Annotated in this window: 21 protein-coding genes; 8 read left to right on the plus strand and 13 right to left on the minus strand. The window is 64.3% G+C overall.

Annotated elements, in window-relative coordinates; translation table 11 throughout:
- Positions 1–105: 105 nt before the first annotated feature.
- The 3 genes from CRO48_RS17415 (at position 106) to CRO48_RS17425 (ending at position 4,486) form a co-directional block, all read left to right on the plus strand.
- Positions 106–2,733, plus strand: coding sequence for a DNA translocase FtsK (locus tag CRO48_RS17415; RefSeq protein ID WP_097141144.1), 2,628 nt, complete (start codon positions 106–108; stop codon positions 2,731–2,733).
- 107 nt (positions 2,734–2,840) lie between these two features.
- Positions 2,841–3,506 carry an outer membrane lipoprotein carrier protein LolA gene (locus tag CRO48_RS17420; protein ID WP_407071935.1) on the plus strand — a complete coding sequence of 222 codons (666 nt, stop codon included), beginning with the start codon at positions 2,841–2,843 and terminating at the stop codon, positions 3,504–3,506.
- Positions 3,507–3,679: 173 nt separating this feature from the next.
- Positions 3,680–4,486, plus strand: coding sequence for an exodeoxyribonuclease III (locus CRO48_RS17425; protein WP_097141341.1), 807 nt, complete (start codon positions 3,680–3,682; stop codon positions 4,484–4,486).
- Between the two features lie 10 nt (positions 4,487–4,496).
- Here the strand turns inward: CRO48_RS17425 and CRO48_RS17430 are convergent, their stop codons facing one another.
- Together CRO48_RS17430 and CRO48_RS17435 are read right to left on the minus strand one after the other, a co-directional pair.
- A complete protein-coding gene (locus CRO48_RS17430) occupies positions 4,497–4,952 on the minus strand; it encodes a cyclic nucleotide-binding domain-containing protein (RefSeq protein ID WP_097141145.1) in 456 nt (151 codons plus the stop codon).
- 135 nt (positions 4,953–5,087) lie between these two features.
- Positions 5,088–5,771: a response regulator transcription factor gene (locus tag CRO48_RS17435; protein WP_097141146.1), complete on the minus strand. Its 684-nt coding sequence runs from the start codon at positions 5,769–5,771 to the stop codon at positions 5,088–5,090.
- A gap of 416 nt (positions 5,772–6,187) precedes the next feature.
- Between CRO48_RS17435 and CRO48_RS17440 the strand changes: the two genes are divergently transcribed.
- A complete protein-coding gene (locus CRO48_RS17440) occupies positions 6,188–7,018 on the plus strand; it encodes an aldo/keto reductase (protein ID WP_097141147.1) in 831 nt (276 codons plus the stop codon).
- A 42-nt stretch (positions 7,019–7,060) separates the two neighbouring features.
- Here the strand turns inward: CRO48_RS17440 and CRO48_RS17445 are convergent, their stop codons facing one another.
- The 6 genes from CRO48_RS17445 to rplS all read right to left on the minus strand — a co-directional run bounded on the left by CRO48_RS17445 (position 7,061) and on the right by rplS (position 12,353).
- Positions 7,061–7,579, minus strand: coding sequence for a SixA phosphatase family protein (locus CRO48_RS17445; RefSeq protein ID WP_097141148.1), 519 nt, complete (start codon positions 7,577–7,579; stop codon positions 7,061–7,063).
- A gap of 140 nt (positions 7,580–7,719) precedes the next feature.
- Positions 7,720–9,129, minus strand: coding sequence for a 3-isopropylmalate dehydratase large subunit (leuC, locus tag CRO48_RS17450; protein WP_097141149.1), 1,410 nt, complete (start codon positions 9,127–9,129; stop codon positions 7,720–7,722).
- A 245-nt stretch (positions 9,130–9,374) separates the two neighbouring features.
- Positions 9,375–10,007 carry a class I SAM-dependent DNA methyltransferase gene (locus CRO48_RS17460; RefSeq protein WP_097141151.1) on the minus strand — a complete coding sequence of 211 codons (633 nt, stop codon included), beginning with the start codon at positions 10,005–10,007 and terminating at the stop codon, positions 9,375–9,377.
- On the minus strand, positions 10,004–10,825 hold the full coding sequence (locus CRO48_RS17465) for an amino acid ABC transporter permease (RefSeq protein WP_097141152.1): 822 nt from the start codon (positions 10,823–10,825) through the stop codon (positions 10,004–10,006). The genes CRO48_RS17460 and CRO48_RS17465 overlap by 4 nt, the downstream gene beginning before the upstream one ends.
- A 7-nt stretch (positions 10,826–10,832) precedes the next feature.
- Positions 10,833–11,639: a basic amino acid ABC transporter substrate-binding protein gene (locus CRO48_RS17470; RefSeq protein ID WP_097141153.1), complete on the minus strand. Its 807-nt coding sequence runs from the start codon at positions 11,637–11,639 to the stop codon at positions 10,833–10,835.
- Between the two features lie 195 nt (positions 11,640–11,834).
- Complete coding sequence (gene rplS, locus CRO48_RS17475) at positions 11,835–12,353, minus strand: 50S ribosomal protein L19 (protein WP_097141154.1); 519 nt, start codon at positions 12,351–12,353, stop codon at positions 11,835–11,837.
- A gap of 301 nt (positions 12,354–12,654) precedes the next feature.
- Between rplS and CRO48_RS17480 the strand changes: the two genes are divergently transcribed.
- The gene (locus CRO48_RS17480; protein WP_097141155.1) at positions 12,655–13,401 is read left to right on the plus strand and encodes a sulfite exporter TauE/SafE family protein; all 747 of its coding nucleotides are present in this window, start codon (positions 12,655–12,657) and stop codon (positions 13,399–13,401) included.
- Here the strand turns inward: CRO48_RS17480 and trmD are convergent.
- The 5 genes from trmD to ffh all read right to left on the minus strand — a co-directional run bounded on the left by trmD (position 13,383) and on the right by ffh (position 17,062).
- Complete coding sequence (gene trmD, locus CRO48_RS17485; RefSeq protein WP_097141156.1) at positions 13,383–14,081, minus strand: tRNA (guanosine(37)-N1)-methyltransferase TrmD; 699 nt, start codon at positions 14,079–14,081, stop codon at positions 13,383–13,385. The genes CRO48_RS17480 and trmD overlap by 19 nt on opposite strands.
- A gap of 1 nt (position 14,082) precedes the next feature.
- Positions 14,083–14,655 (minus strand): ribosome maturation factor RimM, encoded by a 573-nt coding sequence (gene rimM, locus CRO48_RS17490; protein ID WP_097141157.1) that lies wholly within the window; start codon positions 14,653–14,655, stop codon positions 14,083–14,085.
- Positions 14,656–14,754: 99 nt separating this feature from the next.
- Entirely contained in the window at positions 14,755–15,120 is a 366-nt protein-coding gene (rpsP, locus tag CRO48_RS17495; protein ID WP_097141158.1) for a 30S ribosomal protein S16, read from the minus strand.
- A 39-nt stretch (positions 15,121–15,159) separates the two neighbouring features.
- A complete protein-coding gene (locus CRO48_RS17500) occupies positions 15,160–15,483 on the minus strand; it encodes a chorismate mutase (protein WP_097141159.1) in 324 nt (107 codons plus the stop codon).
- A 7-nt stretch (positions 15,484–15,490) separates the two neighbouring features.
- Positions 15,491–17,062: a signal recognition particle protein gene (gene ffh / locus CRO48_RS17505; RefSeq protein ID WP_097141160.1), complete on the minus strand. Its 1,572-nt coding sequence runs from the start codon at positions 17,060–17,062 to the stop codon at positions 15,491–15,493.
- A gap of 309 nt (positions 17,063–17,371) precedes the next feature.
- Between ffh and CRO48_RS17515 the strand changes: the two genes are divergently transcribed.
- The 3 genes from CRO48_RS17515 (at position 17,372) to mtaB (ending at position 20,722) form a co-directional block, all read left to right on the plus strand.
- The gene (locus CRO48_RS17515) at positions 17,372–18,376 is read left to right on the plus strand and encodes an MBL fold metallo-hydrolase (protein ID WP_097141161.1); all 1,005 of its coding nucleotides are present in this window, start codon (positions 17,372–17,374) and stop codon (positions 18,374–18,376) included.
- Positions 18,377–18,533: 157 nt separating this feature from the next.
- Positions 18,534–19,448 (plus strand): diaminopimelate epimerase, encoded by a 915-nt coding sequence (gene dapF / locus CRO48_RS17520; protein WP_097141342.1) that lies wholly within the window; start codon positions 18,534–18,536, stop codon positions 19,446–19,448.
- Positions 19,445–20,722, plus strand: a complete 1,278-nt coding sequence (gene mtaB / locus CRO48_RS17525) for a tRNA (N(6)-L-threonylcarbamoyladenosine(37)-C(2))-methylthiotransferase MtaB (protein ID WP_097141162.1) — start codon at positions 19,445–19,447, stop codon at positions 20,720–20,722. The genes dapF and mtaB overlap by 4 nt, the downstream gene beginning before the upstream one ends.
- The last annotated feature ends 7 nt before the right edge of the window (positions 20,723–20,729 follow it).

Consider the following 20,729-nt stretch of genomic DNA (forward strand, 5'->3'; position numbering starts at 1 on the left):
TAACATGGCTTTAACGCTTGAGCGGTTAGGGTCGCAAATCATCCATGCACCCGCGCCCGTGGAACATCCTCTCTCCGGGCCCATCGCGCGACAGGCTGAAGACACATGGCAAGAAGCACATCGGCAATGCTGGACAATCGTCCCGAACGGTTCGTTCTGTCCGCCTTCCTCTGGCGGCAGGCCCGGGCATTGCTGGGCTTCGGGCTGTTCATCGCGCTGGCGCTTTCGGTGGCTGCCCTCTCGACCTGGAACGTCTCCGACCCCAGCTTCTCATATGCCTCCGGCGGTGAGCCGACCAATGCGCTCGGCTATGCCGGCGCAGCCTTCGCCGACATCTTCATGCAATTCTTCGGGCTGGCCAGCGTCATTGCGCTTTTGCCCGTCGTCGCCTGGGCGCTCGCGCTCATCAAGAACCGCCGCCTGTCCTCGGTCCTGAAGCGTTTCGGCTCCTGGTTCCTGGGGGCCGTCCTCGCATCTGCCGCACTCAGCTGCATCCCGGCGCCCGTCACCTGGCCGCTGCCGAACGGGCTTGGCGGCGTGTTCGGCGACATGATCCTGCGGTTTCCCGCGCTGTTTACCGGCGCCTATCCGACCGGAACACTGGCCAGCGTTCTCGGCGCCTTCATTTCCCTGCCGGCCGGCTGGCTTCTCGTTTTCAGCGCCGGTCTGATCGCCAACGAGCCGGCAGAGGAGGACGAGATTGCTCCGCAAGCGTCCGTCGAGCGCACCCGTACGGTGAGCGATGCGGAAGAGGAGGACGAGGCGGAAGGACCGCTGATGCTGATGGCCGGCGCGATGACGCACGCCTGGTTCACCGCCCACGCCCGCCTGCGCCGCATGTTTGGCCTCTCCGGCCGTGGAAAGACCCATTCCCGCGCCGTTGAACAGCCCTACGACTTCAACGACGACGAGTTCGGCACGTTGAATGAGCCGACACGCGCGAAGGTCTCCCCGAGGCTGTCGGAACGGGTGGAGCCGTCGCTCGATGCCGGTGGCCGCCGCGCGGTCTCCCCGCCTTCGATCGCCGGTGTCGACGATGGGGAGTATGAGGACGACGACCTGCCGCGCCCCGCCGGCATCCTTCCCGATGACGAGGAAGACGACTGGACGCCGCGCAAGGCGCCTGCACCCGCAGGGCTACGCTCGCGCATTGCCGCCGCCGCTCCGAAGCCGAAGGCCGGCGCGCGCGTGGAGCGCGAAGCTCAGTCTTCGTTTATCGCTCCCGGCGGCTTCCAGCTGCCGCCCCTCTATCTGCTGGCAGAGCCGCGCAACGTTACGCGAGATCCGGCGCTTTCCGCCGATGCGCTCGAGCAGAACGCCCGCATGCTGGAGGGCGTGCTGGAGGACTTCGGCGTCAAGGGCGAGATCATCCATGTCCGCCCCGGTCCGGTGGTGACGCTCTACGAGCTCGAGCCGGCGCCCGGCATCAAATCCTCGCGCGTCATCGGCCTTGCCGACGACATCGCCCGCTCGATGAGCGCAATCGCCGCGCGCGTTGCCGTCGTGCCCGGCCGCAACGCGATCGGTATCGAGCTTCCCAACCCGGGGCGCGAGACGGTGTACCTGCGCGAACTGATTGGGGCACGTGACTTCGAGGCCAGCAAGGCCAAGCTGGCGATGGCGCTCGGCAAGACGATCGGCGGCGAACCCGTCATCACCGACATCGCCAAGATGCCGCATCTGCTCGTTGCAGGCACGACCGGCTCGGGCAAGTCGGTCGCGATCAACACCATGATCCTGTCGATCCTCTACCGGCTGAAGCCGGAGCAGTGCCGCCTGATCATGATCGATCCGAAGATGCTCGAGCTCTCCGTCTACGACGGCATTCCGCACCTGCTCTCACCGGTCGTAACCGATCCCAAGAAGGCCGTGGTCGCGCTGAAATGGACCGTCCGCGAGATGGAAGAGCGCTACAAGAAGATGTCGAAGATCGGCGTGCGCAACATCGACGGCTTCAACAGCCGCGTCGAGCAGGCGCTGGCGAAGGGCGAACAGATCACCCGCACCGTCCAGACCGGCTTCGACCGCCAGACCGGCGAAGCCATCTACGAGACGGAAGAGTTCGACCTCCAGCCGATGCCCTACATCGTCGTCATCATCGACGAGATGGCCGACCTGATGATGGTCGCCGGCAAGGACATCGAAGGCGCCGTGCAGCGGCTCGCCCAGATGGCGCGCGCGGCTGGCATCCACGTCATCATGGCGACGCAGCGCCCGTCGGTCGACGTCATCACCGGTACGATCAAGGCCAACTTCCCGACCCGCATCTCCTTCCAGGTGACGTCCAAGATCGACAGCCGCACGATCCTTGGCGAACAGGGCGCCGAGCAACTGCTCGGCATGGGCGACATGCTCTACATGGCCGGCGGCGGGCGCATCCAGCGCGTGCACGGCCCGTTCGTCTCCGACGGCGAGGTCGAGGCGGTGGTCGCGCATCTGAAGACGCAGGGCGCGCCGCAGTATCTCGACGCGATCACCCAGGACGACGATGACGACATGGAAGGCGGCGGCCCGGCAGGCACGTCGAACCTGGAGGATTCCGAAGATCCGTACGACCAGGCTGTGGCCGTGGTCCTGCGTGACGGCAAGGCCTCAACCTCCTATATCCAAAGACGGCTCGGGATCGGCTATAATCGGGCCGCGTCACTGATCGAGCGGATGGAGCAGGAAGGGATCATCAGCCCGGCCAACCATGCCGGCAAGCGCGAAATCCTCGTTCCGACGGAAGACTAGATCACCGGCCGTTGACGGAAAATTGTACCGCGCTATCTGTGCCTTAACGGCCATCGACACCAGATCTGCGCCTTGATCGCGCCGCACTTGGCGGACATGACAGCGGCATGAAGGAGACCACGATGAACGTTCATGAAGCGAGCCCGCATGGCCCCAACCTGACGCGGAGGGGCTTCGCCGGCCTGATGGCGCTGTTGCTGGTCGGGGGCCCATCCATGCTCCTGCCCCAACCGGCCGCCGCACAGGCTTCGGCCACGGCCCAGAAGATCGCCAATCACTTCGCCTCGGTGAAGACCATGATGGGCGAGTTCGTCCAGTTCGGTCCGCGCGGCGAGCAGACGGGTGGGAAATTCTACATCAGCCGTCCCGGGAAGATCCGCTTCAACTACGAAGATCCCTCGCCGATGCGGGTGATCTCCGATGGACGCACCGTGGTCATCGGCAACCGCAAGCTCAAGACCTGGGATGTCTATCCCCTGTCGAAGACGCCGCTGAAGCTGCTGCTTGGGGCACAGATCGATCTTTCCACCAAGATGGTGCGCGGTGTGAAGGAGGAAGACGACCTCATCACGATCGTACTTGGCGACAGGGGCATGTTCGGCACGTCCACGATCACCATGATGTTCGACCCGCGAACCTACGACCTGCGGCAATGGACGATCACCGACGCCCAGGGCAAGGACACTTCGGTGATGATCTTCAACGTCAAGACCGGCGTGCGGCTGGACCAGAAGATCTTTGCGATCCCCTACGATGAAATCCACGGCCGCTGAGTGACGGCGTCGCTGCCCGCCGGCGCGACGGATCGTTCGCAGGACGTGCCTTGAGAGGCGAACCGGTCGCTGTCGTCCAGGAAAACCACCTGGCCGAAAAGCGATTCCGGTCTTCGTCGTTATGCGCTATGTACCTCGCGCGCCAGCGGCGGCGCAGCACGAGGACACGCCACATGCCCCTTTCCATCGCGACCTGGAACATCAATTCCGTCCGCCTGCGGATCGGCCTGGTCGAGCAGTTCCTGAAACTCCACTCGCCCGACATTCTGTGCCTGCAGGAAACCAAGTGCCCGAACGACCAGTTTCCGTCCAAGCCGCTGAAGGCGCTGGGATACGAGCATATCGTCATGCACGGGCAGAAGGGCTATCACGGGGTCGCCACCATTTCCCGCCTGCCACTGACCGAGCTCGTCGAGCGGCGCGACTATTGCGGCGTCGGCGATGCGCGGCACGTCTCTGTCGTCTTCCGGCACGGCGGCAAGTCGATCCGCCTGCACAACTTCTATGTGCCCGCAGGCGGTGACGAACCGGACCGGACGATCAACCCGAAATTTGGCCACAAGCTCGACTTCATCGAGGAAATGAAGCTTCTGCATGCGGATGGGGATGCCGGCATCTCGTCGATCCTCGTCGGCGACCTGAACATAGCGCCGCTGGAGCACGACGTCTGGTCGCACAAGCAGCTCCTGAAGATCGTCAGCCACACGCCCGTCGAGGTGGAGGGGCTGACGGAAGTGATGACGAAGGGCGCCTGGGTCGACCTGATGCGCCGCAAGATTCCGGCCGACCAGAAGCTCTACACCTGGTGGAGCTATCGGGCCCAGGACTGGGCCAAGGCCGATCGCGGACGCCGCCTCGATCACATCTGGTCGTCTGCCGACCTCGACCCGCATCTGTCGGAGATTACAGTTCTTAGGGAGGCGCGCGGCTGGGAGCGTCCCTCCGACCACGTGCCTGTGATGGCGACATTCGACCTCTGAAGAAGGACGATCAGGCGAAACGGCCGGCCAAACCGGCCGCGCCGCTGATCATGGCCTCGAGGTTGGCGCGAATGCGCTCCTGCACCATCATCGCCACGTCGGGATATTCCTCAAGCATGCGGCGGAACAGCGGCCGGTTGATGCGAATGACATCGCTGTCTTCCACAGCCGTTGCAGTGAACTTGCGCTCGACCACGGAGATCATCGCGAGCTCCGAGAGCAGGGTCCCGGTGCCTGCCGTTCCCTCGTCCTTCACAGATCCGTCGCGAGCCGTCGAATAAAGCCGGAAACTGCCGGTTGCCACCACGAAGCCGCAGTCGGCGGACGTGCCCTCGCGGAACAGCGTCTGTCCCTCGACGAGGCGGCGGCGCTCGGCGCCGAACGCAATCAGGCGCAGCTTGTCTTCCGACAGGCCGGAGAAAAGCGGCACCTGCGCGAAAAGCCTGATGTCGTCAATGAGAGCCAAGCGGCGCCTCCGGCATGCCGTCGGGTTGCCTGCCTCCAGGCCCGACCTTCAAATATCGAGCGGACTCAATAGCCGACAAAGCCGTCCCGCGTCCAGCTGCGGGCGTTTATTGCAGGACGTTTCAGGCGACGATATTCAGGGAACGATCTTGTAGCCGCCGTTCTCCGTGACGAGAATCTGCGCGTTGGAGGGGTCGCGCTCGATCTTCTGCCGCAGGCGGTACACGTGGGTTTCCAGCGTGTGCGTCGTCACGCCTGAATTGTAGCCCCAGACCTCTTCCAGTAGCACGTCACGGGTCACGACCTTCTGGTCCGCCCGGTAGAGATAGCGGATGATCGCCGCCTCCTTCTCCGTCAGCCGGATCTTCTGGCCGTTGTCCATGGTCAGAAGCTTCTGCCCCGGCTTGAACGTGTAGGGCCCGACGGTGAAGGTGGCGTCTTCGCTGCTTTCGTGCTGGCGCAGTTGCGCGCGAATGCGGGCAAGCAGCACGGCGAAGCGGAAGGGCTTGGTGACATAGTCGTTGGCGCCTGCCTCCAGGCCAAGGATCGTGTCGGAATCCGTATCGTGCCCGGTCAGCATGATGATCGGTGCCTTGAAGCCGCCCTTGCGCAGCAGCTTGACGGCCTCGCGACCATCCATGTCCGGCAGTCCGACGTCCATGATCAGAAGATCGACCTGGCCGGCGCGCGCCGCCTGAATGCCCTTGGCGGCCGTCGTTTCCTGAAGAATCGCAAACTCCTCGTAGAGCGCAAGCTGCTCGACCAGCGTCTCGCGCAGGTCGTCGTCATCATCGACAATGAGGATGGTTCGCGACGTCATCTTTTTCCCTTCGGTTCCAGAATGAACCTAAGCAAAATTGCCCTTTTGACAACCCTGCGCAGGTTCCATGCAAATCTGCGTGTCCGACGCGAGGATATGCTTGCCCGAAATTATGCGGGCAACGCACATTCGCGTGAGCACTATGTAGGTGCCGGGCATGGGACGGGCAAGCAAGACAGCAGCAGACAAAGACGGCACAATCGTGGTCCGCCGTTCTCGCGGGCCGAGATCCGATAGCCGCCTGGGCGCGTCAGATCATTTTGCGTGGCTTGCGGCCGATGCGATCCGGTGATCGCAGGCTGGAACTCGGCCCCGCGCTCCCTATATCAGCCTCGTCCATCCCTTTGCGTTCGGACGTGCCATTTGGGCCGCCCTCCGTCCATATATTTCCCGCGACACTCATGTGGAGAGATTTCATGACAAATACACCGACGATCGCCCTCCGCGACGGCCACGCGATCCCGCAGCTCGGCCTTGGGGTCTGGCGCACGCCCGAGGACGCCGCCGCATCCGTCGTTCGCACCGCCATTGAGGCCGGTTACCGCCATGTCGATACGGCCGCGATCTATGGCAACGAGGAAGGCGTTGGCGAAGGCATCCGCGCGTCCGGCATCGCGCGTGGGGACATCTATCTGACGACCAAGCTCTGGAACGACCAGCAGGGCTATGATTCGACCCTGAGAGCTTTCGACGAAAGCCTGAAGCGGCTCGGCACCGACTATGTCGATCTTTACCTGATCCATTGGCCCGCGCCGCAGCGCGGCCTCTATGTCGATACCTGGAAAGCCTTCCTGCGCCTCAAGGAAGAGGGGCGCGCGCGTTCGGTCGGCGTTTCGAACTTCTATCCCGAGCACATCGAGATGATCGAGGCGGAGACGGGAGAGGCACCGGTGATCAACCAGATCGAGCTGCACCCCGACTTCCAGCAGAAAACGGCCCGTGCGTTCCACGACAGGTTGCGTATCGCCACCGAATCCTGGAGCCCCCTCGGCCAAGGTAAGCTGCTGGACAATCCGACGGTGGCGGCCATCGCCAGAAAGCACGGCCGCACACCGGCGCAGGCGATCATCCGCTGGCACATCGATAACGGCCTGGTCGTCATCCCCAAATCGGTGACGCCGGCGCGTATCGTGGAAAACTTCAAGGTGTTCGATTTCACGCTGGATGCCGAGGACCTCGCGGCGCTCGACAAGCTCGACAACCCCGGCGCCCGCATCGGCCCGGACCCGAAGACGGCGGATTTCTGATCATTGCGCGCGTGACGCGGTCGCCGCCGGCGATCGCGTCGTTCAATCCAGGGACCTCGGCGTGACGAAGCGCCGCAGCGTCGCCATGCCCGCGTGCAGGTCGGACCAGAGATTAAGCGAGAACTCAAGCTCGACCAGCCCCGCCGTCGGATATTTCTCGCCGATCCTGTGAATGGTATCGGCCTCGCCCGCACCGATGAGGGCGAGCGCCAGCTGCTGGAGGCCCGGATTGTGGCCGACCAGCATGAGACAGCGCACGGTTTCTGCGGTGTCGCGAACGACGTCGAGCAGCCGGTTTGCCGGAGCTTCGTAGATCGCCTCGATATCGCGCTTGTCGCGCTTCTTCGGCAGGCTGGGGGCGATCAGGTTCCAGGTCTCCTGTGTCCGCCGCGCAGGCGAGACGAGGACGAGATCGGGGACCAGCTTTTCCTTTGCCATGAAGGCGCCGATCTTCGGCGCCGCCTTCTGCCCGCGCGGCGCCAGCGGCCGATCGCGGTCGGGCACGCCATCTGGCCAGCCCGATTTCGCATGGCGCAGCAGTATGAGCCGACGGTCCGTCATGTCCGTTCCTCCTCAACGTTTCGAATTGCACCGCCATCAGGCCCGAAATGCAAGGGGCTGTCCTGGCGGACAGCCCCATAGTCAGGCATGGCTTGTTCGATAGTGGTGTACGCGGCCGATCAAAGGCCGTGCAGCACCGCTCAGCTGAATTCGCGGATATCCACGAAATGCCCGGCGATCGCGGCGGCCGCGGCCATGGCCGGCGAGACGAGATGCGTGCGGCCCTTGAAGCCCTGGCGCCCCTCGAAGTTGCGGTTCGAGGTGGAGGCGCAGCGCTCGCCCGGCTTCAGTCGGTCGTCATTCATGGCCAGGCACATGGAACAGCCGGGCTCGCGCCAGTCGAAGCCGGCCTCCTTGAAGATCGCGTCGAGACCTTCGGCCTCGGCCTGCTCCTTGACGAGCCCCGAACCGGGGACGATCATCGCCGAAACGGTCGATGCGACCTTCTTGCCTTCGACCACCTTGGCGACGGCGCGCAGGTCCTCGATGCGGCCATTGGTGCACGAGCCGATGAAGACGCGGTCGATGGCGATATCGGTGATCTTGGTGCCCGGCTTCAGACCCATGTACTCGAGCGCACGCCACTTGGAGGCGCGCTTTGTCTCGTCGGCAATCTCGTCCGGATTGGGCACGACGCCCTGCACCGAGATGACGTCCTCCGGCGAGGAGCCCCAGGAGACGATCGGCGGCAGGTTGGCAGCGTCCAGCACGACGACGCGGTCGTAGTGGGCGCCCTCGTCGGTGTGCAGTGTCTTCCAGTATTCGAGCGCCATGTCCCAGGCCTTGCCCTTCGGCGCACGCGGCTTGTCCTTGACGTAGGCGAAGGTCGTCTCGTCCGGCGCAATCAGGCCGGCGCGGGCGCCGCCTTCGATCGTCATGTTGCAGATCGTCATACGGCCTTCCATCGACAGCGAGCGGATCGCCTCGCCGGCGAACTCGATGACGTAGCCGGTGCCGCCTGCAGTGCCGATCTCGCCGATGATGGCGAGGATGATGTCCTTGGCGGTAACGCCCGGCGGCAGCTGGCCGTCGACGCGCACCAGCATGTTCTTTGCCTTCTTCTGGATCAGCGTCTGCGTGGCAAGCACATGCTCGACCTCGGAGGTGCCGATACCATGCGCCAATGCCCCGAAAGCGCCGTGCGTCGAGGTATGGCTGTCGCCGCAGACGATCGTCATGCCCGGCAGCGTGAAGCCCTGCTCGGGTCCGACGATGTGCACGATGCCCTGGCGGATATCGTTCTCGGAGTAATACTCGACGCCGAAGTCGGCGGCGTTCTTGGCGAGCGCTTCGACCTGGATCCGGCTTTCCTCGTTCTTGATGCCGTTCTTGCGGTCGGGCGAGGTCGGAACGTTATGGTCGACGACGGCGAGCGTCTTCTCGGGATGGCGGACCTGACGGCCGGCCATGCGCAGACCTTCGAAGGCCTGCGGGCTCGTCACCTCGTGTACGAGGTGACGATCGATGTAGAGAAGACAGGTGCCGTCTTCCTGCGTGTTGACGACGTGGTCGGCCCAGATCTTGTCATAGAGGGTACGGGGTGCGCTCATGGCTCTTCATCCGTGTGATGCATGGAAATGGAGAAAAATGCGGCTCGCTTGCCGCGGGTCGGGCGATCAGCCTAGGCGGCTGGTAAGCGCCCCGCATACACGCGCGAAAAAGCGTACCGGCAGACGCTTATGGTCCTGCAGTACGAAAATACGCGCACCGATGCATGCGAACTTGGATTCCATGGCCTGCACATATCAATTTTTTGACGGCCGAGCAATCGGTGAGATTTAGGGGCCGGGCGCGCTCAGAGCACCTCGAACACGAAGGCCCGGACAAGCACGTCCGGCTCGGCCACGGCGAAAGCTCGAAACGGGGCACTTGCCTCCACCGGCCGCCAGCGGCCGGCACTTTCCAGTGCTTCAAACGCTCTTGTGAACCCGCCCTTCTCCAGCATCACGTCCCGCACGGTGAAGATCGCATGTCCTCCCTTCCTGGTGATCCGTACGAGTTCCTCGAGAGCAGACGCGGGTGCGTGCCCTTCGGTGAAGACGCCAGTGCAGAAAAAGGCGGCGAAATGGCCATCGGGCCAGGGCAGCTTCTGCCCGAGCGTGCCGATCTTCAAGCTGGAATAGCAGGAGCGTCCGGCTGCCAGCGCCAGCATGTCCTCGGACATGTCGAGGCCTTCGATATCGCGATAACCGAGCGCTTGCAGATAGGGGCCGGACAGCCCGGTGCCGCAACCTGCATCCAAAAGCGGCCGGGCATCCGCCGGCACATGGCGGGCGACCCAACTGCCGATGACGAAGGGAAGGCAATAGCCGGCGGCAGCCGTCTCCTGATCGTAGACGTTCGACCAGGCCGAATAGGCAGCGGATAGCTCGTCGGTGGTGCGGGCGGCATAGACCCGGCCCAACGCTTCGCTTTCCCGTTCGCTCATCGCTCGAACCCCTTCCGCAATCGCTTCTCCAGACCGCGCAGCGCCAAGGATAGCCCGACCGTCAGGATCAGGTATACATAGGCGACGATCGAATAGGTCTCGAAAAAGCGGAAGGAGCCCGAGGCATAGACCTTGGCCATCTGGGTGATGTCGGACACGCCGAGCACGGAGACCAGCGAGGAGTCTTTCACCATCGCCACGAAGTCGTTGCCCAGCGGCGGCAGGATGACCCGGATCGCCTGCGGGAAGATCACGAGCCGGAAACGCTGGTAGCGGGACAGCCCCAGCGCCTTGGCCGCCTCGATCTGCCCCTTGTCGACCGACTGGATGCCGGCACGGAACACCTCGCCGATGAAAGCGGAATAGCCGATCATCAGCGCGATGATCGCCCGCCACATCAGCGAGACGTCGCGCACGAGGAAGGGGTCGATGTAGCCTGCCGTAACGAGCGGCGTCGCCACGAAATTGGCCAGCGCCACCAGCGCCGGCGCGCCCACGAAGGCGACGTAGAAGAGCAGGACCAGGATTGGCACACCGCGGATGACTTCCGTGTAGAAGCGGGCAAACTGCCGCGCGGCCGCGCTGTCGGAAAGGCCCAGCAGCGCCACCCCAAGTCCAAGCAGTGTTGCCAGCGTGAAGCCGACGACCGTGACGAAGATCGTCACCCACAGGCCCTTCAGGATCACCGCGAAGACTTGCGAGTAGATCTCGTTTGCGGCGATCACCACCGCGATGCCCATAGCGACCACGACAAGGGCGACCAGCCACCAGGGATAGTCGCCCTTCGTCGATCCGGAATGCTCCGATGGCGATGTCATGCAGGTCTTACTGACCCATCTTGTAGTCGAGGAACCACTTCTTGTTCAGCGCGTCCACCGTGCCGTCCGCCTTCAGTGCGGCGATCGCGGCATTGACGGGCGCCACGAGATCGGAGCCCTTCGGGAAGATGAAGCCGAAATCTTCGGTACCGAGCGGCTCGCCCACGACTTTCAGCTTGCCTTCGGAAGCATCGACATAGCCCTTGGCCGCAACGCTGTCGGTCAGCACGAGGTCGACGTCGCCGGCCTTGAGCGCCTGCACGGTGGCGCCGAAGGTTTCGAACAGCTTGATGCGCGGGTTCTGCTCGTTGCCGTCGAGGATCTCGTAGACGGCCGCGTAGAACGGCGAGGTGCCGGGCTGCGCGCCGACGAGGCCGTCGCTGAGGGCGGCGAAGGTCTTGGCGTCGGTGAAGCGATTCTCGTCTCCGCGCACGAGCATGAACTGCTGCGAGCGCATGTAGGGATCGGAGAAGTCGACCTTTTCCTTGCGGTCGTCCTTGATGGTGATCCCGGTCATGCCGATCTGGTATTGGCCGTCATGCACGGCCTGGATCATCGCATCCCAGCTCGTGTTCTGGTACTCGACCTTGAAATTCAGCCGTTTGGCGATCTCGTTCATCGCGTCGTATTCCCAGCCGATCTGCTCGCCGGATTTCGGGTCGACGAACTGCAGCGGCGGATAGGCGTTTTCGGTGACGACGACGACCGTCTTTCCGCCGAGGTCGGGCAGCTCGGCCGCCGAGGCGGCCAGAGGCGTCAGGGGCATCAGGGCAAGGGCGGAGAGCCCGGCGAGGACGGTGCGGCGGGAAAACATGGCAATTCTCCAGAAAATGTGGCGAGCGAAAACTGTCACAGTTCAATCGCCGCTGGCAAGCAGGTTCATGCCAAAATCGTCGCCAGCCGGCGATCGGCCTTGCTCCGGCCCTTGGCCGCAGTCTCAGCAGCGCGCATACGAAAAAGCCGCCGGGATCGCTCCCGACGGCTCTGATGCATAAACTGGATGCGCGCCTTATTCGGCGGCTGCTTCCGCTGCCTTTGCGGCTTCGGCTGCCTCGGCTGCTGCCTTCTCGGCGGCGAGCGCCTGTGCGGCTGCGACCTTTTCGGCTTCCAGACGTGCCTTTTCCTCGGCAACGGCTGCGCGCTCGGCGTCGTTGAGCTTGCGGGCGCGCGTGCCGGTGTTCTCGACGATACGAGCCGACTTGCCGCGACGATCGCGGAGGTAGTACAGCTTGGCGCGGCGGACCTTACCGCGGCGGACGACTTCCACGCCCTCGACCAGCGGGGAGTAGACGGGGAATACGCGCTCAACGCCTTCGCCGTAGGAGATCTTGCGAACGGTGAAGCTCTCGTTGAGGCCGCCGCCGGAACGGGCGATGCAGACGCCTTCATAGGCCTGTACGCGGGTACGGGTGCCTTCCGTCACGCGGACGTTGACACGAACCGTGTCGCCCGGGGAGAATTCCGGAAGGGTCCGCTTGGCGGCGATCTTGGCGGCCTGTTCGGCCTCGAGCTGCTGAATGATGTTCATCGGTCTAACCTTTACGTTTTTCTCAAACAGCCAGAGCGCTCGGCCTTCTCCCTTGGTTGAACCTCGGGGTTATGCCCGTTGCCGGACAGGAGCGGTTTCGCCATTCTTTGCTTGCGGCTTTTCCGGGATGATCCCAAAACCGTGCGCGCAATACACCATTCGACAGCACTTGTCATCAGTTGCCGGCCAGAAATCGCTGTCTATTTCGGCTTTCGTAAGGATTGCGGATCGGCGCCGCCCCCGATATCAGCCGATGTCGGAGGACATGGCGGCACATTGTGCTGCCAGGAGGAGGATCAGCATGTCGATCGCCGATGCGGCGCTTTTGTTCTTGGCCGGCTTCATGTCGGGTGTGGTCAACGCCATTGCCGGTGGCGGGACCTTTCTAACGTTCGGCGCGATGACACTGACCGGCCTGCCGCCGATCATGGCGAATGCGACGTCCTCGATCACCCAGTTTCCAGGCTACGTTACTTCCGCGCTGGCCTACTGGAAGGAAATCCGCGCGGACTGGAAGGAGGCAATGGTGGTCGGGGCGCTATCGCTCGTCGGCGGTCTGGCCGGTGCGCTGCTGCTGCTTTCCATGTCCAATCCCGGCTTCCGCGCGCTCGTGCCCTGGCTCCTGCTGGCCGCGACCGCGATCTTCGCCGCCGGCCCCCTGCTGCGGCCGAAACACTTGCACGCCGAAAAGCCTATCGGCCCGCTCGGGCTCGTCGGCCAATTCGCAACCTCGATCTATGGCGGCTTCTTCGGCGCCGGAATGGGCATCATGACGCTCGCCGTGCTCGGTCTTTCCAAGGGTGGCGACTATCATCGGCTGAATGCGCTGAAGAACTTCCTTGCCATGGTGATCGCCGGCGTCGCCATCGCCGTCTTCGCCAGCGGTGATGTCGTCGGATGGCCGCAGGCGGCCGTCATGGTTCCGGCGGGTGCGATCGGTGGCTATTCCGGCGTCTGGGTCGCCCGGCGTGTACCCCAGAACATCATCCGCGCGCTGGTCGTCGCGGTCGGCGCGATCCTGACGATCTACTACTTCGTCACCGATTGACGGGCGATGAGGTCCGGGCGGCGTGCCTCGGTCAGCCGACGCGCCTCGGCCTGCCGCCATTTCTCGATCTCGCCGTGATGGCCGGAGGTCAGGACGGCCGGTATCTCCCTGCCTTCCCACACCGGCGGGCGGGTGTAGTGCGGATGCTCCAGCAGGCCGCCCTCGAAACTCTCATGGATGCCGGAAAGCGCATTGCCCATCACGCCCGGGAGGATGCGCACGATCGCGTCCAGCAGGATCATGGCGGCCGGCTCGCCACCGGACAGGATGTAGTCGCCGATCGAGACCTCCTCCAGCCCGCGTGCATCGATGACACGCTGGTCCACGCCCTCGAAGCGGCCGCAGACGATCACCGCTCCGTCGCCGGCCGCAAGCTCGCGGACGCGGCCCTGTGTCAACGGGCGGCCGCGCGGACTCATCAGCAATCGGGGACGCGGGTCATCCTCCGGCGCGGCATGGTCGATCGCCTGGGCCAGCACATCGGGCTTCAGCACCATGCCGGCGCCGCCACCGGCCGGAGTATCATCGACCGTGCGATGGCGATCGGTGGCGAAGTCGCGGATCTGCACCGTTTCCAGCACCCAGTCGCCGCGCGCGAGCGCCTTGCCGGACAGCGACTGGCCGAGAAAACCCGGAAACATCTCGGGGTAGAGCGTCAGGATGGTGGCGCGGAAAGCCACGTCATTCCTCCTCGCGCGGCGGCCGCCGCTTGCGGCTGCCCGGACCATCCTCGTCCTCGCTGTCGAGTCCGGCCGCCACCGGGTCGATCAGCAGGCGACCGTTCTCGAAATCGATTTCCAGCACGGCCGCTTCGGAAAACGGTATCAGCACCGGCCGCTTGCCCGGCCCCTTGAGTTCCAAGAGGTTGCCGGCGCCGAAATCGAAGATGCCGGTGACCGTGCCGTGGTTGTGGCCGGTGCCGTCCACCGCCTCGAGGCCCTCGAGGTCGGCATAGTAGAATTCATCGTCGTCCAGTTCCTCGTCCGGCAGCTTGTCGCGTTCGATGAACAGGTCGAGCCCGCGCAGCCCCTCTGCGGCGTTGCGGTCGTTGACGCCTCGAAAGCGGACGATGGCGAGATTCTTGGCCTCACGGACCTCGAGGATTTCGAAGACACGGCCATCCTCGCTGTGAAGATGTCCGTAGTCGCCGAGCGCACTGGGGTCGAGCGTATAGGATTTGACGCGGACTTCGCCGCGCAGGCCCTGCGCTGCGCCGATCGTTGCCATCAGCACGGGATTCTGAAGCTTGGTCATCAATCCGATCCGGCCAACACTCAAACAGGAAAAGCGGGAGACAAAACAAAAGCGGGCGACATGAGACACGCCGCCCGCCCGTCATCAAGCTGACCGGGATTACTCGGCAGCGGCAGCAGCAGCGGCGTCTTCAGCCTTCTGCTTCTTCTCGGCGACGCGCTCGAGCGCCTTCTTGCCCGGCTTTGCCTTTTCCGGGTTGTTGCGGGCGTCACGCTTGGCAAGGCCGGCTTCGTTCAGGAAGCGCAGGACGCGGTCGGTCGGCTGCGCACCCTTGGCGAGCCATTCCTTGATGCGCTCCTCGTTCAGCTCGATGCGCTTTGCATCTTCCTTGGAGAGCATCGGGTTCCAGGAACCGACCTTCTCGAGGAAGCGGCCGTCGCGCGGGCTGCGGGCATCGGCAACGACGATCTGGTAGTACGGGCGCTTCTTGGAACCACCACGGGCGAGACGGATCTTGAGGGACATTTCTTTTTCTCCTTGAGCGAAATTTGGGCCCGCTTGACTTCAAGCGGTATGCTGGTTGTTGGAGCCGCTGAAATCGGCGGCGATGGCTTCATGATGCCGGATCACCTCGCGGATGATGAAGTTCAGAAACTTCTCCGCGAAATCCGGATCCAGATTGGCATCCTTCGCCAGCCGGCGGAGGCGTTCGATCTGGTATTCCTCGCGCGCCGGGTCGGCCGGCGGCAAATCGTGGGTGGCTTTGAGTACGCCGACCGCCTTGGTGCAGCGGAAACGCTCGGCCAAGATGTGGACCAGGGCGGCATCGATGTTGTCGATCGACTGGCGGTATTCCGCCAGTTGCTTCTTGATTTCCGGATCGATCATCGTTTCCTCACTTCTTTTTCGGCAGGCCGGGCAATCCCGGGAATCCGCCGCCAAGGCCCGGCAGCTTGCCACCCAGGCCTGGCAGGCCACCGCCGCCGAGACCCGGCATTCCGCTGCCCGGCTTGAGGCCCGCGGCTTCTGCCTGCTTCTGCAAGGCTTCCAGCTGCTTCGGGTCGAGCTTCGACAGGTCGGGCATGCCGCCCATGCCGCCACCGAGGCCGCCAAGCCCCATCTTGCCGGCCAGGCCACCCATCATCTGCTTCATCAGGCCGCCGCCCTTCTTGCCGCCCATCATCTTCATCATGTCCGCCATCTGGCGGTGCATCTTCAGAAGCTTGTTGATGTCGCTGGCATCGGTGCCGGAGCCGGCCGCGATGCGCTTCTTGCGCGAATGCTTGAGCATGTCCGGATTGGCGCGCTCGGCCTTGGTCATCGAGGAGATGATCGCAAGCTGGCGGCCGAACATCCGGTCATCGAGGCCGGCGGAGGCCATCTTGTCCTTCATGCCGGCCATGCCGGGCATCATTCCCATGATGCCGCCCATGCCGCCCATCTTCTGCATCTGGCGGAGCTGGTCGGCGAGGTCGTTCAGGTCGAACTTGCCCTTCGCCATCTTCTCGGCCATCGCCGCCGCCTTCTCGGCGTCGATGTTCTCGGCCGCCTTCTCGACGAGGCTGACGATGTCGCCCATGCCGAGGATGCGGTCGGCGACGCGGCGGGGATGAAATTCCTCCAGTTCGCCCATCTTTTCGCCGACGCCGATCAGCTTGATCGGCTTGCCGGTGACGGCGCGCATCGAAAGTGCTGCGCCGCCGCGGCCATCGCCGTCCATGCGGGTGAGCACCAGGCCGGTGATGCCGACGCGTTCGTCGAAGTTGCGGGCGAGGTTGACGGCGTCCTGGCCGGTGAGCGCGTCGGCGACGAGCAGGATCTCGTGCGGATTGGACTTCCGCTTGATCTCCGCCATCTCAATCATCAGCGGCTCGTCGATATGCGTACGGCCGGCGGTGTCGAGGACTACGACGTCATGGCCACCGAGCTTGGCGGCCTGTACGGCACGCGCGGCGATATCGGTCGGCGACTGGCCGGCGATGATCGGCAGCGTGTCGATGCCGGTCTGCACGCCGAGCTGGCGCAATTGCTCCTGGGCTGCCGGACGTCGCGTGTCCAGCGAGGCCAGCAGGACCTTCTTCTTGTCGCGCGTCTTGAGCCTGTTGGCGATCTTGCCCGAGGTGGTCGTCTTGCCCGAACCCTGCAGGCCGACCATCATGACGACGACCGGGGCGGCGGCATTGAGGTCGATCGAGACACCCTCGGAGCCGAGCATCGACACGAGCTCGTCATGCACGATCTTCACGACCATCTGGCCGGGCTTGATGCTTTTGAGGATTTCCGCGCCGACCGCCTTCTCGCGCACCGCGTCGGTGAAGGATCGTACCACTTCCAGCGCCACGTCCGCTTCGAGCAGCGCGCGGCGGACCTCGCGCAACGCCGCCGAGACATCCGCCTCGGAGAGCGCGCCACGGCCTGTCAGACCATTCAAGATGGCGCCAAGGCGGTCCTGGAGTGTTTCAAACATCGTTTCGTCCTTCTTGTTTCCGTGCGTGCCGGAAACGTCGGTGTATCTGCAGGCAAAAACAAGACGCAAAGCCAAAAACCACCCGAGGGCGCATCGCGCTGTCGGGTGCTAACCTCCGGGATCTCTTTATACCTTCACGGGTCCCGGTCGGCGGCTTCAAGTGTCGTTACTTGTCGCAGATGCGCGGCATAAACAGGAAAGCGGGCGGAAAGTCAAGTTTCGACGCTGGCAATCGGAAATCGCCGACGCCAGATTAGGCATTCAACATCGCTTAGGCTCAATATGCCGGACAGACTGGACAAGCCGCCCATGCCGGAAAGATCGCGGAACCCCTACTACGACGGCCCCGTCTCAGACCACTTTGACGGTACGCGGTTTTTCAATCCGGGCGGCGATCCGCCTCGCGGCCTTCGTGACCTCCTGCGCTGGCAGTTCGGCGGCGGGCGGTCACGCTGGCCGAAGTCGGCGCCGAGCCCCTTTCCCGCCGCCCGGCCGGAGAAGCGGATCGACGGCAAGCACCTGCGCGTAACCATGGTCGGCCATGCGACCCTGCTCATTCAGGTGGCGGGCCTGAACATCCTCACCGATCCCGTCTGGTCGCCCCGCACCAGTCCGTTCACCTTTACCGGTCCAAGGCGCGTCGTCCCGCCCGGCATCGAATTCGACGACCTGCCGCCGATCGACATCGTGCTCGTCACCCATAACCATTACGACCATCTCGATCTGGTTACACTAAAGCGGCTTTACGACCGGCACGCGCCCCACATCGTCACCCCGCTCGGCAACGACACCATCATCCGCCGCGCCATCCCCGATGTGAAGATTTCCGACATGGACTGGGGCGATCGGATGTCCCTGTGGGACAATCTGTTGATCGATTGCGAACCCTGCCATCACTGGTCGGCGCGCGGCACGCGCGATCGCCGCATGGCGCTGTGGGCAGCCTTCGTGCTCACGACCCCGGCCGGAAACATCTACCACATCGGCGACACGGGCTTTCACGACGGCATCAACTACAGGGCGGCTGCCGACCGGCATGGGGGCTTCCGCCTCGCCTGCCTGCCGATCGGGGCCTATGAGCCCCGCTGGTTCATGAAGAGCCAGCATCAGAACGCTCGCGAAGCTGTCGACGGCATGCTCGCCTGCAGGTCGGCGCATGCCGTCGGCCACCATTTCGGAACGGTGCAGCTGACCGACGAGGCGATCGACGCACCGGTCGACATGCTCAAGACCGCGCTCGCCTGCAGGGATATCGCCCCCGAGCGGTTCCGCGCGCTGCGGGCGGGCGAAGTCTTCGACGTGCCGGAGGCGTGAGCCGCAAGCCGCGTGGCTCCCGCCCGGCTTCTGTCGCAAGCGACTGCAGATAGCGTGCAGGGCAGGGGAAAGTCATTGCGCGCATCCCCGGCGCGCCACTGGTATTTTCCCTGCGTTTCCGCCATATAGACGGCCGAAACGCAACGAAGGCATGCTGATGAGCAACACGGTCGAATTCGCGAAGATGAACGGGCTTGGCAACAAGATCCTCGTCGTCGACATGCGTGGTCGTACCGACCGCGTCGCGCCGCAGGCCGCGATCGCACTCGCCGCCGACGCCGCGACCGCCTTCGACCAGATCATGGCGATCCACGATCCGAGGGTCGACGGTACCGACGCCTTCATCGACATCCTCAACTGCGACGGTTCCAAGGCGCAGGCCTGCGGCAACGGCACGCGCTGCGTCGTCCAGGCGCTCGCCGCCGAGACCGGCAGGAAGGCCTTCACCTTCCAGACCGTGGCTGGCATCCTCAATGCCGTCGAGCATGCGGACGGCACGATCTCCGTCGACATGGGCAGGCCCGTCTTCGAATGGGACCGGGTCCCGCTTGCCGAGGAGTTTCACGACACCCGCCGGATCGAGCTGCAGATCGGCCCGATCGACGATCCGGTGCTGCATTCGCCGTCCGCGATGTCGATGGGCAATCCGCACGCCGTATTCTGGGTCGATCGCGACGTCATGTCCTACGACCTTGCCCGCTTCGGCCCGCTTCTGGAAAACCACCCGATCTTCCCCGAGCGCGCCAACATCACGCTGGCGCAGGTGACCTCGCGCACCGCCATGACCACCCGCACCTGGGAGCGCGGCGCAGGACTGACGCTCGCCTGCGGCTCGGCCGCATGTGCGGCGGCCGTCAGCGGCGCCCGCACCGGCCGCACGGGCCGCAAGGTCGACGTACACGTCGCCTCGGCCAACCCGCCCGGCATCCTCACCATCGAATGGCGCGAGAGCGACGATCATGTCGTCATGACCGGTCCGGCCGAATGGGAGTGGTCGGGCATGCTCGACCCCGCAACCGGGGCCTGGCAGCGCGATCACGAAAAGCCCGCAGACGGGGCGGCGGCGCTTTGAGCGGCGTCGAGGTCATAACCTTCGGCTGCCGTCTGAACACCTACGAATCGGAAGTGATGCGCGGCGAAGCCGAGAAGGCCGGGCTGAACAACGCCATCCTCTTCAACACCTGTGCCGTGACCGGCGAGGCGGTGCGCCAGGCCCGGCAGGCGATCCGCCGTGCCCGTCGCGACAACCCGCATGCCCGCATCATCGTCACCGGATGTGCGGCGCAGACGGAGAAGGATACCTTTGCCGAAATGCCGGAGGTGGACGCCGTGCTCGGCAACGACGAGAAGCTGAAAAGCGCCGCCTACCGGTCGCTGCCCGATTTCGGCGTGTCGGCGGAGGAAAAGGTCCGGGTCAACGACATCATGAGCGTGACCGAGACGGCGCCACAGATGGTGAAGGCCATCGACGGGCACGTACGCGCCTTTCTCCAGGTGCAGAATGGTTGCGACCACCGATGCACCTTCTGCATCATCCCCTATGGCCGCGGCAATTCCCGCTCCGTGCCGATGGGGGCGGTCGTCGACCAGGCGCGCGCGCTCGTCGAAGGCGGCTATCGGGAGATCGTGCTGACGGGCGTCGACGCCACCAGTTATGGCGCCGACCTTGCGGGACAGCCAAGCCTCGGCCTGCTTGCCAAGACCCTCCTGAAGCAGGTGCCCGACATCATCCGGCTGCGCCTGTCCTCGATCGACGGCATCGAGGCGGATCGCCATCTCTTCGACCTGATCGCCGACGAGCCGCGCTTCATGCCCCATCTGCATCTGTCGCTGCAGCACGGCGACGACCTCATCCTGAAGCGGATGAAGCGGCGCCATTCGCGCGACGATGCGATCGCTTTTTGTCGAACCGTGCGCGAACTGCGTCCGGACATGAGCTTCGGCGCCGACATGATCGCCGGCTTTCCGACGGAAACCGAGGAGATGGCGGACCAGAGCGCCAGCCTCGCCAGTGAATGCGGCATCGCGCAACTGCACGTCTTTCCCTACAGCCCGCGCCCCGGCACCCCGGCTGCGCGCATGCCGCAACTCGACCGGGCGCTGGTCAAGGAACGGGCAGCCAGGCTGCGCGAGACTGGACAACGGCTGCAACTGGACCATCTTTCCGCCATGGCCGGAAGCCGGCAAACGATCCTTGTCGAAAACAACGGACTGGCGCATACGGAAAACTTCACGCTGGCCGATGCCGCGGGGTATGCGCCCCGCGACCTTGTTTCGGTGATCGTCACCGGCCACAATGGCAAGCACCTGACCGTGCGGGCGCAGACCGCATCTGTACGCAACTAGCGGAATT

The organism is Rhizobium subbaraonis, assembly GCF_900220975.1.
GTDB classification, from domain to species: domain Bacteria; phylum Pseudomonadota; class Alphaproteobacteria; order Rhizobiales; family Rhizobiaceae; genus Mycoplana; species Mycoplana subbaraonis.

Bases quoted from the DNA above. Each gene is read 5' to 3' on its own strand.
- CRO48_RS17415 (WP_097141144.1), top strand. From the start codon at position 106: ATGGCAAGAAGCACATCGGCAATGCTGGACAATCGTCCCGAACGGTTC.
- CRO48_RS17420 (WP_407071935.1), top strand. From the start codon at position 2,841: ATGAAGGAGACCACGATGAACGTTCATGAAGCGAGCCCGCATGGCCCC.
- CRO48_RS17425 (WP_097141341.1), top strand. From the start codon at position 3,680: ATGCCCCTTTCCATCGCGACCTGGAACATCAATTCCGTCCGCCTGCGG.
- CRO48_RS17435 (WP_097141146.1), bottom strand. From the start codon at position 5,771: ATGACGTCGCGAACCATCCTCATTGTCGATGATGACGACGACCTGCGC.
- CRO48_RS17440 (WP_097141147.1), top strand. From the start codon at position 6,188: ATGACAAATACACCGACGATCGCCCTCCGCGACGGCCACGCGATCCCG.
- CRO48_RS17445 (WP_097141148.1), bottom strand. From the start codon at position 7,579: ATGACGGACCGTCGGCTCATACTGCTGCGCCATGCGAAATCGGGCTGG.
- leuC (WP_097141149.1), bottom strand. From the start codon at position 9,129: ATGAGCGCACCCCGTACCCTCTATGACAAGATCTGGGCCGACCACGTC.
- CRO48_RS17460 (WP_097141151.1), bottom strand. From the start codon at position 10,007: ATGAGCGAACGGGAAAGCGAAGCGTTGGGCCGGGTCTATGCCGCCCGC.
- CRO48_RS17465 (WP_097141152.1), bottom strand. From the start codon at position 10,825: ATGACATCGCCATCGGAGCATTCCGGATCGACGAAGGGCGACTATCCC.
- CRO48_RS17470 (WP_097141153.1), bottom strand. From the start codon at position 11,639: ATGTTTTCCCGCCGCACCGTCCTCGCCGGGCTCTCCGCCCTTGCCCTG.
- rplS (WP_097141154.1), bottom strand. From the start codon at position 12,353: ATGAACATCATTCAGCAGCTCGAGGCCGAACAGGCCGCCAAGATCGCC.
- CRO48_RS17480 (WP_097141155.1), top strand. From the start codon at position 12,655: ATGTCGATCGCCGATGCGGCGCTTTTGTTCTTGGCCGGCTTCATGTCG.
- rimM (WP_097141157.1), bottom strand. From the start codon at position 14,655: ATGACCAAGCTTCAGAATCCCGTGCTGATGGCAACGATCGGCGCAGCG.
- rpsP (WP_097141158.1), bottom strand. From the start codon at position 15,120: ATGTCCCTCAAGATCCGTCTCGCCCGTGGTGGTTCCAAGAAGCGCCCG.
- CRO48_RS17500 (WP_097141159.1), bottom strand. From the start codon at position 15,483: ATGATCGATCCGGAAATCAAGAAGCAACTGGCGGAATACCGCCAGTCG.
- ffh (WP_097141160.1), bottom strand. From the start codon at position 17,062: ATGTTTGAAACACTCCAGGACCGCCTTGGCGCCATCTTGAATGGTCTG.
- CRO48_RS17515 (WP_097141161.1), top strand. From the start codon at position 17,372: ATGCCGGAAAGATCGCGGAACCCCTACTACGACGGCCCCGTCTCAGAC.
- dapF (WP_097141342.1), top strand. From the start codon at position 18,534: ATGAGCAACACGGTCGAATTCGCGAAGATGAACGGGCTTGGCAACAAG.